The sequence below is a fragment of the Rossellomorea sp. NRS-1567 genome (genome assembly GCF_050467885.1).
Lineage (GTDB): Bacteria > Bacillota > Bacilli > Bacillales > Bacillaceae_B > Rossellomorea > Rossellomorea aquimaris_C.
This window is the reverse complement of sequence record NZ_JBITPL010000025.1, coordinates 69244-85232: the sequence shown is the minus strand read 5'-3', so window position 1 is coordinate 85232 and position 15989 is coordinate 69244. Positions and strand designations below refer to the sequence as shown.

Genomic DNA, 15989 nt, shown 5'->3' with positions numbered 1-15989 from the left:
GAGGTGAGACTAATAAACTTTTCTGAAAAAGGTTAGATCACCCTGATTAGTGGAAATATGGTAATAGATGAGTCATTTAAGGGAGGAACTAGAATGGAATATCGTATAGAACGTGACACAATCGGAGAGATGAAGGTACCCAAGGAAAAATATTGGGGAGCGCAGACGCAGCGAAGTAAAGAAAACTTCCAAATCGGTACAGAGAAAATGCCCATTGAGGTTACATATGCCTTCGCACAGTTAAAGAAAGCCGCCGCAGTCGTCAATCACTCACTTGGTAAGCTTTCAGATGCCAAGAAGAAGGCAATCGGAGAGGCATGTGATGAAATCCTCGAAGGAAAGTGGGATGCCCATTTTCCCCTTGTAGTATGGCAAACAGGAAGCGGTACACAATCCAATATGAACATAAATGAAGTCGTTTCCTATCGTGCGAATGAAATTCTCAAAGATAAAGGATCGGATGAAAAAGTCCATCCGAATGATGATGTGAACATGTCCCAAAGCTCCAATGATACATTCCCTACAGCCATGCATATCGCAGCGTACCAGGAAATCGAAGCAACGCTGTTTCCTGTCATTCAGGAATTCACTGCGACACTAAGAGAAAAAGAAGACCAATTCAGTGACATTATTAAAATCGGCCGTACCCATCTTCAGGATGCAACACCATTGACCCTCGGTCAGGAAATCAGCGGATGGCGCGCCATGATGGAGAAATCCTATAGTATGCTGAGGGAAAGCGTTCATCAATTAGTCAACTTGGCTATCGGCGGGACGGCTGTCGGTACGGGGATCAACGCCGATCCGGAATTCGGTGCCAAAGTGGCAAGGCAATTAGAAGCTCAGACAGGCATCAAGTTTATCTCATCTGATAATAAGTTTCATGCCCTAACGTCCCACGATGAAATCGTGTACGTGCACGGAGCTGTAAAAGCACTGGCAGCAGATCTGATGAAAATAGCCAACGATGTCAGGTGGTTAGCGAGCGGTCCACGTAGTGGGATTGGCGAATTAACCATACCTGCCAATGAACCAGGAAGTTCGATCATGCCGGGTAAAGTGAATCCCACCCAGAGTGAAGCAGTGACGATGGTAGTGACACAAGTATTTGGGAACGACGCGGCCATCGGATTTGCCGCTAGCCAAGGAAACTTCGAACTTAATGTATTTAAACCGGTCATCATCTATAACATGCTGCAATCTGTACGCCTGCTTACAGATGGTATAAAGTCATTTAATGATAAGTGTGTGAAAGGACTTGAAGCGAACGTAGAGGTGATAGAAGACTTTGTTCAAAGGTCCCTTATGCTCGTAACCGCTTTAAATCCTTATATAGGGTATGAAAAAGCGGCTGAAATAGCCAAGAAAGCCCACAACAATGGCTCTACATTAAAAGAAGCAGCCATCGAATCAGGATATCTGACAGAAGAGGAGTATGATAAGTGGATCGATCCGGCAAGCATGGTTCATAATAAATAGTATGAATTGTCGGCTCCTGCCAGAGTCAGTTCTTTTTAAATAGGAGAGACAGCCAAAATGAAAACCCCCGGCAAACAGACCGGGGGCTTTATCCAAATGAAATTGCTGATTATTTTTGGTACCCGCCACCGATTTGTTGTTCAGCCATTTGAACCAGGCGTTTAGTGATTTCTCCACCTACAGAACCGTTAGCACGAGCTGTAGCATCTGGTCCTAATTGTACGCCAAATTCAGAAGCGATTTCGTACTTCATTTGGTCGATTGCTTGTTGAGCTCCTGGAGCTACTAGTTGGTTAGATGAATTGCTGCGAGATTGTTGCTGTTGCATAATCTGTCATCTCCTTAAAATGTATAAGATTTTTTTTTGGTTGGGTTAGCTGGATTTGCACCAGCCCGCTATTCCATGAGCGACCATTCTAATAATGGCGTAACCCATCGAGTGGAGTAAGAGAATGCTTTGTTACTGCCTTGTTACTAGGTATTATGGTTTGTTTGGGGCAATATATTCAACGTGATGACAGGGAATTTATTCCTGTTAACTTCCTATAAGTTTTCTACATAAATCATCGTGATTGTAAAAAAGATACCACTATACAATGAATTAGATTGAAAGTATGGTGACACAGCATGAAAGCTTGCGCATTATGTAATGGGATCGTTGAATACAGGGGACTTTGCCGTAAGTGCGGGGACTCTACAACAGATCAGGGAAGATATTATGATTTTTATGATGAGTACAGTGCCTATATGGATATCCAGCATGTACAATTAGCCGATGGCATTCCGAATAGCAGCTGCTCTGATACTTGCCTTCATCTTTTCACATGCATACGATGTGGGGAAGAAGAGGGGAAAAGCATAGATTTGACAGAGTTTTAAACGATGGCAAAAAATGCCGCACTCGTGAATGAGTGCGGCATTTTTTTAATGAAGAAATATAAGCTTTTATTTTATCGAATTCTTGACTCAGATTCTGAATCAAAGAAATGAGCTTTGTTCATATCAAAAGCAAGTTCAATTGTTTGACCGGCAGCGATATCGGTACGAGAGTCAACGCGGGCTACAAACTCTTGTCCTTCTAATTGAGAGTAAAGCATTGTTTCAGCACCTGTTAACTCAGATACTTCAATCTTCGCAGTGATTTTCGCACCTTGAGCAGTATCCAGGAAAAGTGGCTCATCATGAATATCTTCAGGACGCACTCCCAGAACAATGCTCTTGCCTACATGACCTTGTTCGCGAAGCACTTTCATTTTTCCTTCAGGTACAGAAACTTTCGTATTTCCAATGACGAATTTCCCATCTTCAAGGGATCCGTGGAAGAAGTTCATGGCAGGAGATCCGATGAATCCGCCTACGAAAACATTTTCAGGCTTATCGTATACTTCTTTAGGAGAACCAACTTGTTGGATGACTCCATCTTTCATGACAACAATGCGTGTTGCCATTGTCATAGCTTCTGTCTGATCATGTGTGACGTAGATCGTAGTAGTTTGTAAACGTTGGTGAAGCTTGGCGATCTCTGCACGCATTTGCACACGAAGCTTAGCATCAAGGTTGGATAATGGCTCATCCATTAAGAACACTTTCGCATCACGAACGATGGCACGGCCAAGTGCTACACGCTGGCGCTGACCACCTGATAATGCTTTTGGTTTACGATCAAGCAGTGCTTCAAGACCAAGGATCTTAGCCGCTTCTTGAACACGACGGTCAATTTCTTGTTTATCGAACTTACGTAATTTAAGACCAAAGGCCATATTATCATATACGCTCATGTGTGGGTATAAGGCATAGTTCTGGAAAACCATGGCGATGTCACGGTCTTTCGGTGCCACATCGTTTACGCGCTTTCCATTGATAGAGAAATCTCCTTTAGAGATTTCTTCCAGTCCAGCAATCATACGCAAAGTCGTGGACTTCCCGCAACCTGAAGGTCCTACAAATACGATAAACTCTTTATCTTGAATATGAAGATTAAAGTCATTTACTGCCGTAACCTTACCATCATAAATTTTGTGGATATTTTCTAATTTTAATTCAGCCATTTTACCTTCTCCTCCTTGAAATGCAATCGTTTTCATCTATAGCCCTATTGTAGAGAAAGCGGATTCAAAACGATATGGTCAACCTGCACAAAGTTCATTATTTTTTTTTATGCAGGTTGTCAGATTGAAAGTTCAAGCATGCGAAATAGGCTAAAATTCCACCTTGAAACGTTTTAATATCAATATTGGTTTTTTCAATGAACTTATCAATTCGATACTGTACGCTATTCCGATGCATAAATAGTTTCTTGGCAGTCTGACTGATATTTGATTGATGTTCGAGAAAAGCTTTAACAGTTTGAATCAATTCAGGATCTTCCTGAAAGGTGTCAGCCACCTTTGTGAAAATCTGTCTTTTCCATTCCAGAGGTAAATGATGCAGAGCAAATTCAGGCAGAACCGTCACCACGGATTGAATGAATGCCTGCTTCTGCACGGTTCTTGAGAATGAAAACAATTCCCGCTCATATTTAAAGGTGAGAGGGAATTGTGGAACCTCATGGAATTGTCCTATGAAATAAGAAAGACTGACGAAGAAGTCCGATTCAATTACATGGGAAATCGACAGTAATTGCGCTTCATCCAAATTCCATTCATTTTTCCCTTCAATGAGCAACCCCATGTTATCATCTTGTAATACAAGAATCGTGTTGAGAGGCAAAAGATGTTGGAACGCCTCTGTTAACAGAAGCCGGTCCAAACTCTCCTTCATTGAGAATTGAATGATACGGAATTCGCCGTCTGTATTTGAAGGCATTGGCCCATTCTTATATAAAAAGTTGAACCATTCCATTGAGTCGGGAGAATCATTGAATGATCCGGATGGACTTATGATTTCTTTGAACAAGCAGTGTAATAACTCCATTTCCTCTTGAGTGATCTCACTTCTATCAATGCCTATGTATTCATCTTCTTCTTCATTTGCAAACCAAATCTTTGTGGATGCAAGACTGGTTGGATAATGGTTTTGGATTATGGCAGCAGGAAATTTTTTACGTAAAGATGTAAACATGTCATCCCTCTTTGTTCATTATTATAGTAAAAAAGGTTATAATGTCTATTGTACTGAAATAGTTGGATTAATCAAAGTGTGCATGATTGCAAAAAATCGCTAATTTTAATACTATTGAAGAATGAATAAATCATTATGGGGTGTCCTAAATGGAATATACTAAAGAAGTTACGAATCGAATGAAACGTCTTGAAGGTCAAGTGCGCGGCGTATTGAAAATGATGGAAGAGGAAAAACATTGTAAGGATGTTGTGACTCAATTATCTGCCGTACGTACTGCCGTTGATCGTACATTAGGTCTCATCGTTGCGAAGAACCTGGAAGCCTGCATACGTGAATCGGAAGAAGAGGGCATCAACGCAGAAGAAGCCATTCAAGAAGCCGTCAATATGCTTGTCAGAAGTCGATAAATACTAAAAGCTGCCGAAGGATCATGATCCTTTTTGGCAGCTTTTTTGTTTGTCCAGCTCCAGCGCCTAGCCCCTCGAGGTCATAAGTCAGTCTTGCTAAAAAGGCCAAAAGCGCCTTTCCAGCAAGCCCGTCTTATGCTTGTCAGGGCTGAACAAGGCGCTTCCGCTTTTCTATTTGTCCAGCTCCGGTGGCTAGAGGCTCGAGGTCATTAGCCAAAAATGCCAAAAAGGCAAAGAGCGCCTTTCCGGCATTCTCGTCTTATGCTTGTCGCCTCTGGGCAAGCCCCCTCCGCTTTTCTATTTCGGTGGTTCTTCGTAGTCCGTTATTTCGATTGCTTCTTCGATGTTGGTTGTGTTTTCCCTCATGTGGACGGAACCACCGGACATGCCTTCGTTGATAAAACGGTCCACATCGAGAAATGCTTTTTCTTTTCCTTCGTAATTGGTATCAGGAAGGAATTGATCATCTTTTTTCATGCTCATCAGCCTCCTTACTTTAGTTTTGGAAAGGAAGCTGAAGTTATACATGAAGGCTCATTAATTTCTTTTTTTTAGGTGAATTATGTACGTTCCATCAATCATAAACGTGGAATAGCATCAGTTCATGAAGCTGCTTCTTAAGGGAGTCTTCCTTATCAGCCGGAGGAGTGGCTCCGGTCCATTCAATTTTACCGTCTTTATGGTAATTCCCTTGATATTTTGTCCCGCTGAAGTAAAAGGAAAACGTCCAGCCGGGGAGCTGTTTATTTTCGAACATGCTTTTATATTGAAAATGTTGAATCATTTTTCATCACCTCCACTATTATTGTAAACGTTTTACTACATGCTGTGTAGGTGTGGGTGTTAAATGTATCATAAATGGAATTCTCCTCTAATAGAATTTATTGAAGAGATAGAGGAGGGACGAAGAATGAATTCGTTTATTCGTGATTTGCAAAAGGCGATAAGTGATGAATGGACAGCCTATTATTTCTATAAAGAATTAAAAGGGCGGACGAATAATCCATTATATGTAGAGTTTATCGATCATGCCCGGAAGGATGAAAAAGTGCATTATGAAATGTTCCAATACCTCCATTATTTATTAACGGGGGAGTATTACGAGCACAAGAAAGAGAAGGTAGGGTTTACTACTTTTAAAGAAGGAGTCCTGAGGGCACTGAAGGATGAGCTTGAGGCTGCAGAATTCTACAGGGACATGCTGCTGGAGATTCCCAATCAACAAGCCTATAAGCCCCTTTTTATTGCCATGACTGATGAAATGGAACATGCTACGAGATTTTCTACTATCTATAATTCATTACGGTAAGAATGAAAAAGGTTGAACCACCTGGATTCAACCTTCGTTATTTTTGGCACTGAGTGTGAGGAATGTGCGGACAAGCTGTTTTCGGCGTTTGCTTTCAATTTCTTCTTCATCGAAGCTCATGGGCTTTGAATTGATTTCAAATAATACAAATCCCCCATGTTCCCGGGGAGCTAAGTCGATGGAGAACTCTCCAACATACCCAAAGGATTTAGCAAGCTCTTCCCCACATGTTTGAACGATCCGTGAGATTTCCTTTTTGGTATGAGCATCTGCGACTTCTTTAAGTGAAATAATCTTCCCACCGGTAGGTACATGAGTGGTGACTTCCTGTCGCTGAGACATGCGGACGCCAATGCCTATTAAACGAAAATCTTCTCCGGTGTGAAGGACTAAAATACGGAAGTCATAACGATGATCATGCAATGTTTTACAGGAGACGGCTTCCTGCATGATCCACTGGTTACTATTAAACCATTCGCTGTATGATTGAAACAGGCGGGATACGTTTAAGAACCTCTCCATTTTTTTAATGCTTTTGCACAGGATACGTCCATTGTCATCGATCTCGATGAGTCTGATTCCTTTTCCTTGTGAAGCGAGAGAGTGTTTCACGTACACTTTTTTATGCGTCGTAAGAAAGTGGGTGAAGGACTCTTCATTTGTGACAAGTTCAGTTTGAGGCAGGTATGGATCGAGTTCACGACTGTTGGACAGAAGCTCGTATATTTTCCATTTGTTAAAGAAATGAGGGTTGAAAAATGGAATTTTATGTTCCTTGATAAAATGGAGGAGCTTCTCGTAGGCATGATTTTGCTCAGCATGCCTCGAAGGAACGCGATTGTATATGACGTTTGGAACGGGAAATAGGCATTTCACCCATTTGTTTAATGGCTGATTGTACATGATCCCGGAAATGGAATCACCGAAAACATCTTGGGGAGAGAAGACAAAACAGATTCCACCTGCCTGTTCAACATCCAGTTGAATCGATCGAAACAATTCAAAATTCCCCTTGTATTTATTCCTTTCCTCCTTACTTGCTACGATTCCGATAAGGGGGACCGCCGGAATATTCTTATGATGGGGTGAGATGGTGAATTGATAGCAATCTTTTGAATCCTTAGAAGAAAGCAGAAAGGAATTCTTCGCAAACCCATAGGTCGTGATGGATTCTTCCACATGAAAAAAGGTCTTCTTCACCCGATCATAAAGGATGTTCATGGAATCATTTCCTCAGGATGATTCAAGCTTTGCTGAGTGAGAAAGATCCCGAATGACAAGGCAAGTTTTCTTGTTAATAAATCAAAGCTCCTCAAATGGGGGTGGGAAAAAATAGATCTTCCCGGCTTAGAGTTTGCTTCGAACATCCAAATTCGGTGATTTTCGTCCACTCCGAAGTCAAAGCCGATTTCTCCAATATACCCTTCCAAATTCCGTTCGATGCTATGTGATAGTCTTAACGCTGCCTCCTTTAGCGCCCCTTCAATAACTTCTCGAACTGCTTCGTCTGGAAACAGCTCCGATAATATTTTCACTTCTCCACCGTTATTCGCATGGGTGGTCACACTTCCTGATCCTGCCACTTTCCCGGCTATTGCACTTACTTGCCAGGTCCCATCCTCACCTTTGTTCGTATGAACCCGGAAGTCGATTGGCCGGTTATTTTCCTGCAACAGGGAAATTCCCTGCTGGACGATAAAAGTATCAAGATTTCGACTCCTAAAGACCGTATTGACAAGTTGCTCCAAGGACTTAAATTTCAGTAAGCGATTTTTACGATCCCCATCCCTGAATCGGCAATAATATTCTTCGGAAGAGCGGTTATACGTAATCTTGTGGATGCCGTTGCCGAGACTGCCATTTTTCGGTTTAAGATAAATGTGATGATAGGAGGAAAGCATTCTTTCCATCTCGTCAAATGATTGAAATGAATGTGTTTCCGGCAGCAGATGCTGGACTGAAGAATCGTTTTCCAGTCGTTCAAACAAATCAAGCTTATTAAAAAAACCTGGATTGTACCAGGGAATACCGTATTCCCTCTGAAGTCTTTCTTTGATGCTCTGGTACGTTTTCCGCTTTTCGCTGCGGCGGTTCGGTAGTCTGTCATAGATAACATTGGGAAAAGGAATCTCCTCGATTTCCCATCCTTCTCCAAAGTGAAAATATCCCTTTATCAGTCCGTTCTCCCAATTAATATGACGCTCTCCAAACACAAAGGGAATGACTCCAAGGGATGATTGAACAGATAAGAGCTTTTTGAAGAAATAGGACCGCTCACCAATCGGGCTTAAGCTAAAGCTTGTGAATCCTGAAGTGAATATGCCAATGAGCACCCCTACATATAAACAATCCTCTTTACAAAAGAGGGAAAGGGAATTTACTTTAGGAGGAAGATGTAGCTTCCCCGCTAAGCCGGAGCTAATGCCAATGACGTTACGTCCATTCGGATGTCGCTTACATTCCGCGGATTGCCGTGCAGTTCCCAGGATCACTGTATGAGGGAACATTTTTTCCTCCAGCTTAAAACCAGAGGGGAGGTAGAGAAGGCTTTCTTCATCTTGGAATTGTTCTATTTTGTACGTTTTAAGCATTAGAAATCACCTCGTCTTAAGGATGTTAGTGATTGTGATGCCAAGAACTCACAATAATCTAATGGAGCATTGTATAAGGATGGCAGTTTCTCTTGTCCCAATGCATCTACCACCTTATGTCCCGGCTTGGAGTTCATATCCAGAATCCACAGTGATTGATCCTCAGCAATCATAATATCAACCCCAATTTCAAACAGGGCTGAAAAATGTTCTTCAAGTATTAAAGGCATTTCCTCCATAATGTCAGTGAGTTCTTCTTCTATAGTGTCCCAGGAGGAATCATGGAGAGTCTTCCAATCACTGTATGATTTATATGAAGCCCCCATACTGATATTGGTCAGAATAGCCTGCTGTTCCCCCACTCGAATCGCCCGCTGAAATTCTCTCCATTCTCCATGAACGTTTTTATTCAAAAGGATGCGCAAATCAAAAGGAGCCCCCTCTTTCGTCAGATTGAGAATCCGCTTTTGACAAATGAATGTATGCTGCTGAAGGATTCGGTTCGCCCACTTGATAAAGATTCCTTTCCTTTGGAAGGATTGTTCCATGATCCCTTCCTTTTTCGTTGTTCGAACGACAATGCCCCCCTGGCTTTCCACAAGATGATAAATAGCAAATCCATGAGCCCCATCGACTGGTTTGATTATTATATCTTTATGTTCAGTAAGTAGATTTAATAAATGATTTCCATCGGTCAGAAGATACGTTTCGGGAATATAAGGGGAGATGGGCGTCTTTTTAAGTTTTTCGTATAGATGCCATTTGTTTGGCAATCCATAGCCGAGAAATCGAATGTGTCCCTGATTTTTCAACCACTGAACGACGGCCTTTGCCTGCTGGGACTGCATATCCTTTTGATAATACGTACGGTCGTAAATATATTCTGGAATCTCAAAGGCTTCATTTTCCCATGATTGTGACTCTTTATTGAAATAGAATCCATCCACGGTTTCGTTTAATGGAGAGATTCCTTTGGGGGAGAACAGATAAAGATCAATAGGATAAGAGAGGGATTGTTGCGCTATTCCAAGAAAGTAGCTGTTCGTTACTTGCGGATTAAGGGTCATAATGCCCAATGATTGGTTCATCGTTTTAATCCTCCTTGTTCATCCATTTTGTGAAACTATATTCATAGAGTGCTTTAACCGACGGACGAATCCGGTCGTTCTCCAAGTATGTTCGTTTAGAAGGCTTGGAATTGACTTCGATCAGCCATGGCTTCCCGCTTTCATCGATGCCAACATCAATGCCGAGCTCGGCGTAATGCCCTTCTACCGTGTCAGAAAGGAGTCGGGCAGAAGACGTACATAACTTCTTCATGTCATTTAGGACCCGAATGCTTTCCTTAGGTGAAAAAACAGCTTGAAGGATCGGAAGAGGCTTTGCGATTCGTCCTCCCTGATCGACATTTGCCACGAATTGATCACGAGAAGCAATCCGGGCAACAGAAGAAACGATTTCCCAATTTCCCTTTCCATTCAAGTGGCAAAGAAATCGAAAATCTAATGGCTGCTCTTCCACTGTAAGAAAAGGAATGGTTTCCTGAACCAAATAAGAAGATGGGTTGCACCAGGATCGAATTTGCTTATAGAGTGAAGAGTAGGTTGAGAAAGAAAGTGGACTCTGTGATGTGAAAGAGTTCTGGTACATGATAAACTCGTTCTCTCTTTTTTGGATTCGCATAATGTAACGTCCCTTGCTCCCGTTTATCCCCTTAACGAAAACATCCTTATATAAGGAAAGCATTTCCTCCAATGAATGGAATCCCTGCACGGTTTTCGGCATTTGTTGTACTAAGGGCGGGCTGTCTTTCAGCGCATTGTAAACCTCGTCTTTCGATAGAAACCCGGAATTGAAAACATGAATGTTCCGTTCTTCAGATTGAGTGAGCGCTTTTTCAAAGGAAGGGGTTCTTTCTACCTTTCTTGAATGACATCGATTGTAAATGACGTGAGGAACAGGAAGTGGTTTAAGCTCCCAGTCTTGATCAAGAAATACCACCCCTTCAGGAAGGTCCCTAACAAAAGAAGAGAGCGGAATAAGATAAAAGAATCCACCTTTTCGTTGAAACCAGGTCTGACACTCTGTAAAATAATCTTTTAAAGAGTGAGAATGAAATGTGTTGAGAGCGAATTGGTTGATTAATAGGGCAACAACCGGCCCTATATGAATGACGCTATGCCTTGAATCGATGGATATCCATATATTTTCCAAATTTGGCATGGAGGAGAATAATGAATCGCTTGTTTCTAACATAATCTGTAAAGAATCAGAGGATGCCTCCCTGCATATGACGTTAAGAGAAGAGTTGCCACATTTAAGCGTCATGTTTCGTTGAAAAGGATATCGATTCATCATCTGCTTCGGTATATACAAGTGATGATGATCATGTTGATGTTTATGCGAACTAAATGAACATTTTATCTTCATCAGTTATTCCCCGTTTGCATAACCCGTACGAATGATTCTATAATGATTTATTGGGCTAATGTTGATATAGCATTCTATGTAAACCCAGGAAAAATGTTCAAACAGAGAAGTAGAAAAGGAAGGTGCAATCATGCTGGATGCTTTCATCCTAATACTGTTCATGGTTTTGATTGGAGCCCTCATTGGAGGAGTCACCAATTCATTAGCCATAAAAATGTTATTCAGACCTTATAGGGCTTACTATATCGGAAAATTTAAAGTACCATTCACACCAGGGTTGATCCCAAAACGCCGGGGGGAATTAGCGAAACAACTCGGGAAAATGGTGGTCGATCATTTAATCACTCCTGAAAGTCTTCAAAAAAAAGTGATGAACGATGATTTTCAAAGGGATGTAACCCATTGGCTAGCGGAAGAATTACAGCCTGTCTTCACATCGGACAAAACAGTGAATGAGTGGCTGGATATCCTGCAGATCCCTGTATCCTCCGATCGTCTTAATGAATGGCTTGAAGAGTGGGTAGCTGTAAAAATGAAAGATACGAAAGCAGCCTACACCTCTAAAAAGCTGGAGGAGGCTCTTCCTGAAAAGTGGCAGGAAAAAGTCGAAGAAAGCATTCCGAAGCTTGTTGACTTCATCGCAAACCGTGCGGAAACTTATTTCACGAGCCCTGAAGGGAAAATGAAAGTGAAGATCATGATCGATGATTTTCTGAAAGAACGGGGCATGCTCGGAAACATGCTTGGAATGTTCCTCGGCAACACGTCTGTTGCGGACAAAGTACAGCCTGAAATCGTAAAGTTCATCAAGCATGAAGGAACCCAGGAAATCCTGTTCAATCTTCTGACAAAAGAATGGTCCAAACTGAAACAAATGCAGCTTAATGAGTTCATCGATCGATTACCGGAAGAAGACTTGATTCAATCCGTCCAGGCATCCCTGGTCAAACTCGTCAACATCGAAGGGCACCTATCCAAGCCGCTCAGAACCTTTCTTGAGCCTCACAAGGATTCCTTCTTCCATAAGCAGCTTCCAAGATGGGTGGATAGAGGGACGGACCTCTTATCGAAGAAGATTCCGAACCTGATGGAGAAGATGCACCTGCAGCATATTGTGCAGGAGCAGGTTGAATCATTTTCAGTTGGAAGATTGGAAGAGTTGGTTCTCGGCATTTCCCGTCGTGAATTCAAAATGATTACCTATTTAGGGGCATTACTAGGAGGAGTGATCGGAATCGTTCAAGGGGTCATAGCCCTCTTTATCTCTTAATTCAACAAGGCTCAAGGGTCCTTCCTAGAATTTCACTCTATAGTTTGTTATAGTGGTGTAGGAAACAAAGAGTGAAATTATAGGAGGTACGTATTTTGGCTATTAACTTATACGATCAAGCGAACGAATTGGAAAGTGCTTTACGTCAAAGCGATGAATTTCTAGAACTGAAGAAGATGTATGACGAAGTAAACAATGACGAATCTGCTAGCAAGATGTTTGAAAACTTCAGAAACATCCAAATGACCCTTCAACAAAAACAAATGAGCGGTGAAGAAATCTCTCAAGAAGAAGTAGAGCAAGCTCAAAAGACTGCTCAACTTGTTCAGCAACACGAAATAATCGCAAAGCTTATGGAAGCTGAGCAACGCATGAGCATGGTCATCAATGACTTGAACAAAGTCATCATGAAACCACTTGAAGAACTTTACGGTTCAATGCAGAAATAATATGGATACCAAAGGGACTAACCTCCGGATCGGGGGTTAGTCTTTTTTTTTGAGTTCTACCAGCTGCTCCATATAATTTCCGAATTGCTCCCACCCCTTGTCATATTTGTCTCCCCTCCTTCATAAAAGTAAAGAAAGGGAGTAGACAACATATAGGGGGGACACCAATGATAATCTATAGAATGTTAGCGTTAAATATTGATGGAACGATTGTAAATGAAAACGGAAAAATTGCGAAGGAAACAAAGGATGCAATTGAGTACGTTCAAGATAAAGGTGTACCGGTCACATTGGTTACAAGCAGAAGCTTTGCTTCAGCAAAGAAAGTAGCCAAAGCCCTTAAGCTCAAAACCCCGCTAGTCACACATAGTGGTGCCTACATTGCTGGGGAGCTTGAAAAACCGATGTATGTAAAAAAGATTGCCGAGGACATTACGTATGAAATTGCTCAATTTCTTGAAGGGTTCTCAAGCCAAGTAGCTCTATCCCATGAGAAGAGGTCAATCATTGGCAAAGCCAATTCCCAGGCAAGGGATATGGCCAAAGTCTCTTGGCAAAGGGAGTCAAAATTACTTTATAGTAAGCAGTTTGTGGATCGTGTAAGTGATCATCTCTTAGAGAATCCAATGTCGGTTCCGAAGATATCTGTTGTCATGGAGCATCGGGAAGATGTGTGGGACGTAGTCGCTTCTTTAAAAGGAATGTATGAAGAAGTGGACGCCATTCCGACATCCGACTATAAACTGGATATCGTGCCAAGGGGCGTATCAAAGCTTCGAGGGTTGATGTATCTGTCTGAACGTCTCGGAGTGAAGAAGGATCAAATCGTGATGGTCGGATCGGGGCTGGATGACATCGACTCCTTGGAATGCTGTGGTCTTGGAGTTGCTATGGGAGATGCCCCAAGACAGGTAAGAGATGCAGCGAACTGGATTACACGGAGCCAAAGCGAAAAAGGCATCCCGTATTTTGTTACAGAACTATTCCGCAAGCAGCACCCGATTCCTTTCCTGAAGAAAATGAACATCATTAAATCATAAACCGATACGAGGCCGGGACAAAAGTGTTTTAGTCTAAGTAAAACCCGAACAAATCTGCTTCTCAGAAGGCAGATTTGTTCGGGTTTATTATTTATTTCGGTACATTTGATTTTAGCTGTTTCCAGCGGTTGATTGGAGTGCAAGACGAAGACTCCTGCGGGAAAAGTAGCTTATGTGAGACCCCGCAGGCTTGCCGAGGAGGCTCACGGGCTACCCGCGGAAAGCGTAGTCTTGCACGGAAATCATTAGCGGTATTAAGAACCTACACTTCTATTGTTCGTCTTTATATCGTGGCATTTTAGTTTTGTCCCAGGCTCGCTGTATTTATTTCAGTGGGGCTGCCTACCATTGACCATTCCCACCCCATTCTGTACACTTATAAAAGCTTATTAGATTTGGTGGAAGGTGATTAGAACGTGAATGTTTTGATAAAAGGAATCGAGGATGAGCGTTTTGAGCGCCCCCTGCGATTGATTGCGAATTTATTTTTTGAAGAATCCGTGATTCACTTTGGCCGTTGTGACGACATGGATCTTCAAGTCAAAATAGAACTTTCAATAGAAGAAAAGATTGAAGCGAAAGCCGTGTTGACAAAGCCGTCTTCTGACGAATCATACACTGCGGCCTATGAACGTGGCTGGACATCATATGAAAATGAAAAGGAACGTTTCAAACAGCTGAAAACAGCAGTATCTCATGTGTATCTGAATGTACTTCAAGACCTGACGGGAATCAGGCAAAAGTGGGGGATCTTAACGGGGATCCGTCCTACCAAGCTTTTACATAAGCAGACTCAGCTAGGGATTCCCCAGGAGGAGATTCAAGCGAAATTGAAGGAAGAATACCTCATTACCGACGAAAAAATTCAGCTGATGCAAAACATCGTGGACCGTCAGTTATCGGTTGTGCCGGATCTCTATGATCTCCAGAATGAAGTGAGCATCTATATCGGAATCCCGTTTTGCCCTACCAAATGTGCGTATTGTACATTTCCTGCATACGCGATTCTCGGTAAACAAGGTAGGGTCGATTCGTTCCTGGCCGGGCTTCACTACGAAATCCAGGAAATGGGACGCTGGCTCAAAGAGAATAATGTCAAGATTACGACGATTTACTATGGTGGAGGTACACCGACAAGCATCACGGCAGAAGAAATGGATGCCCTATATGAAGAAATGTATCAATCATTCCCCGATGTGGACGCGGTAAGGGAAGTGACGGTAGAAGCAGGGAGACCGGATACAATTTCCCCAGATAAACTAGAGGTACTAAAGAAATGGAATATCGACCGTATTTCCATCAATCCTCAGTCGTATACACAAGAAACATTAAAAGCGATCGGCCGTCATCACACCGTGGAAGAGACCATTGATAAATTTCATTTATCCCGCAACATGGGAATGAACAACATCAACATGGATCTCATTATCGGACTACCGGGTGAAGAGCTTCCAGAACTTCAGCATTCACTGGATGAAACCGAAAAGCTCATGCCTGAATCGTTGACCGTCCACACTTTGTCCTTCAAGCGCGCGTCTGAAATGACGAAGAATAAAGATAAGTATAAAGTGGCAGACCGGGTGGAAATCGAGAAGATGATGGACCTTGCTGAAGAGTGGACCAAGGCACACGGTTATGATCCCTATTACTTATATCGTCAGAAGAACATTCTGGGTAACCTCGAAAATGTCGGCTATGCTCTCCCGGGGCAGGATAGCCTCTATAACATCATGATCATGGAAGAGGTCCAAACCATCATTGGCATCGGCTGTGGCGCTGCGAGTAAATTCATCGATCCGAAGACCGGAAAGATCACGCATTTTGCCAATCCGAAAGAGCCAAACGCCTACAACCTGGGATTCAAAGAATATACCGATAAGAAGATCAAGATCCTCAATGACTTATTTTCATAATAACAAGCTGTCCAGAGAACTTCTGGACGGCTTTTATT

At 42.3% G+C, this 15989-nt stretch carries 17 protein-coding genes; 8 read left to right on the top strand and 9 right to left on the bottom strand.

Features of this window, described 5'->3' with window-relative positions; genetic code table 11:
* Positions 1-93: 93 nt before the first annotated feature.
* On the top strand, positions 94-1479 hold the full coding sequence (gene fumC, locus ACIFOD_RS18545; protein ID WP_430315837.1) for a class II fumarate hydratase: 1386 nt from the start codon (positions 94-96) through the stop codon (positions 1477-1479).
* 109 nt (positions 1480-1588) lie between these two features.
* On the opposite strand, the gene ACIFOD_RS18540 is transcribed toward fumC, so the two are convergent.
* Entirely contained in the window at positions 1589-1807 is a 219-nt protein-coding gene (locus ACIFOD_RS18540; protein ID WP_034763234.1) for an alpha/beta-type small acid-soluble spore protein, read from the bottom strand.
* Positions 1808-2106: 299 nt separating this feature from the next.
* Here ACIFOD_RS18540 and ACIFOD_RS18535 point away from each other — a divergent pair, with 299 nt between their 5' ends.
* Positions 2107-2358, top strand: a complete 252-nt coding sequence (locus ACIFOD_RS18535) for a hypothetical protein (RefSeq protein ID WP_142675614.1) — start codon at positions 2107-2109, stop codon at positions 2356-2358.
* Between the two features lie 71 nt (positions 2359-2429).
* Here the strand turns inward: ACIFOD_RS18535 and ACIFOD_RS18530 are convergent, their stop codons facing one another.
* Both ACIFOD_RS18530 and ACIFOD_RS18525 read right to left on the bottom strand, forming a co-directional pair.
* On the bottom strand, positions 2430-3527 hold the full coding sequence (locus ACIFOD_RS18530) for an ABC transporter ATP-binding protein (RefSeq protein WP_430315836.1): 1098 nt from the start codon (positions 3525-3527) through the stop codon (positions 2430-2432).
* A 97-nt stretch (positions 3528-3624) separates the two neighbouring features.
* On the bottom strand, positions 3625-4539 hold the full coding sequence (locus tag ACIFOD_RS18525) for a PucR family transcriptional regulator (protein WP_430315835.1): 915 nt from the start codon (positions 4537-4539) through the stop codon (positions 3625-3627).
* A gap of 149 nt (positions 4540-4688) precedes the next feature.
* On the opposite strand from ACIFOD_RS18525, the gene ACIFOD_RS18520 reads away from it, so the two are divergent.
* Positions 4689-4949: a metal-sensitive transcriptional regulator gene (locus ACIFOD_RS18520; RefSeq protein ID WP_113971239.1), complete on the top strand. Its 261-nt coding sequence runs from the start codon at positions 4689-4691 to the stop codon at positions 4947-4949.
* 297 nt (positions 4950-5246) lie between these two features.
* On the opposite strand, the gene ACIFOD_RS18515 is transcribed toward ACIFOD_RS18520, so the two are convergent.
* Complete coding sequence (locus ACIFOD_RS18515) at positions 5247-5426, bottom strand: hypothetical protein (protein WP_430315834.1); 180 nt, start codon at positions 5424-5426, stop codon at positions 5247-5249.
* Between the two features lie 97 nt (positions 5427-5523).
* Complete coding sequence (locus ACIFOD_RS18510; RefSeq protein ID WP_113971241.1) at positions 5524-5733, bottom strand: YheE family protein; 210 nt, start codon at positions 5731-5733, stop codon at positions 5524-5526.
* A 126-nt stretch (positions 5734-5859) separates the two neighbouring features.
* On the opposite strand from ACIFOD_RS18510, the gene ACIFOD_RS18505 reads away from it, so the two are divergent.
* The gene (locus ACIFOD_RS18505) at positions 5860-6258 is read left to right on the top strand and encodes a ferritin-like domain-containing protein (protein ID WP_113971242.1); all 399 of its coding nucleotides are present in this window, start codon (positions 5860-5862) and stop codon (positions 6256-6258) included.
* Between the two features lie 27 nt (positions 6259-6285).
* On the opposite strand, the gene ACIFOD_RS18500 is transcribed toward ACIFOD_RS18505, so the two are convergent.
* From ACIFOD_RS18500 to ACIFOD_RS18485, 4 genes are read right to left on the bottom strand one after another with little or no spacing between them, the layout of a single operon-like run.
* Positions 6286-7479 carry a YheC/YheD family protein gene (locus ACIFOD_RS18500; protein ID WP_397553262.1) on the bottom strand — a complete coding sequence of 398 codons (1194 nt, stop codon included), beginning with the start codon at positions 7477-7479 and terminating at the stop codon, positions 6286-6288.
* Complete coding sequence (locus tag ACIFOD_RS18495; protein ID WP_430315833.1) at positions 7476-8849, bottom strand: YheC/YheD family protein; 1374 nt, start codon at positions 8847-8849, stop codon at positions 7476-7478. The genes ACIFOD_RS18500 and ACIFOD_RS18495 overlap by 4 nt, the downstream gene beginning before the upstream one ends.
* The gene (locus ACIFOD_RS18490; protein WP_430315832.1) at positions 8849-9937 is read right to left on the bottom strand and encodes a YheC/YheD family protein; all 1089 of its coding nucleotides are present in this window, start codon (positions 9935-9937) and stop codon (positions 8849-8851) included. Before ACIFOD_RS18490 ends, ACIFOD_RS18495 begins: the two co-directional genes overlap by 1 nt.
* Before the next feature lie 4 nt (positions 9938-9941).
* Positions 9942-11105 (bottom strand): YheC/YheD family protein, encoded by a 1164-nt coding sequence (locus ACIFOD_RS18485; protein WP_430315831.1) that lies wholly within the window; start codon positions 11103-11105, stop codon positions 9942-9944.
* 334 nt (positions 11106-11439) lie between these two features.
* Here ACIFOD_RS18485 and ACIFOD_RS18480 point away from each other — a divergent pair, with 334 nt between their 5' ends.
* The 4 genes from ACIFOD_RS18480 to ACIFOD_RS18465 all read left to right on the top strand — a co-directional run bounded on the left by ACIFOD_RS18480 (position 11440) and on the right by ACIFOD_RS18465 (position 15951).
* Positions 11440-12549 (top strand): DUF445 domain-containing protein, encoded by a 1110-nt coding sequence (locus tag ACIFOD_RS18480; RefSeq protein WP_430315830.1) that lies wholly within the window; start codon positions 11440-11442, stop codon positions 12547-12549.
* Between the two features lie 95 nt (positions 12550-12644).
* Positions 12645-12998, top strand: coding sequence for a YlbF family regulator (locus tag ACIFOD_RS18475; protein ID WP_397553267.1), 354 nt, complete (start codon positions 12645-12647; stop codon positions 12996-12998).
* Positions 12999-13165: 167 nt separating this feature from the next.
* The gene (locus tag ACIFOD_RS18470; RefSeq protein WP_430315829.1) at positions 13166-14038 is read left to right on the top strand and encodes an HAD-IIB family hydrolase; all 873 of its coding nucleotides are present in this window, start codon (positions 13166-13168) and stop codon (positions 14036-14038) included.
* Positions 14039-14454: 416 nt separating this feature from the next.
* Positions 14455-15951 (top strand): coproporphyrinogen III oxidase, encoded by a 1497-nt coding sequence (locus ACIFOD_RS18465; RefSeq protein WP_430315828.1) that lies wholly within the window; start codon positions 14455-14457, stop codon positions 15949-15951.
* Positions 15952-15989 lie beyond the last annotated feature (38 nt).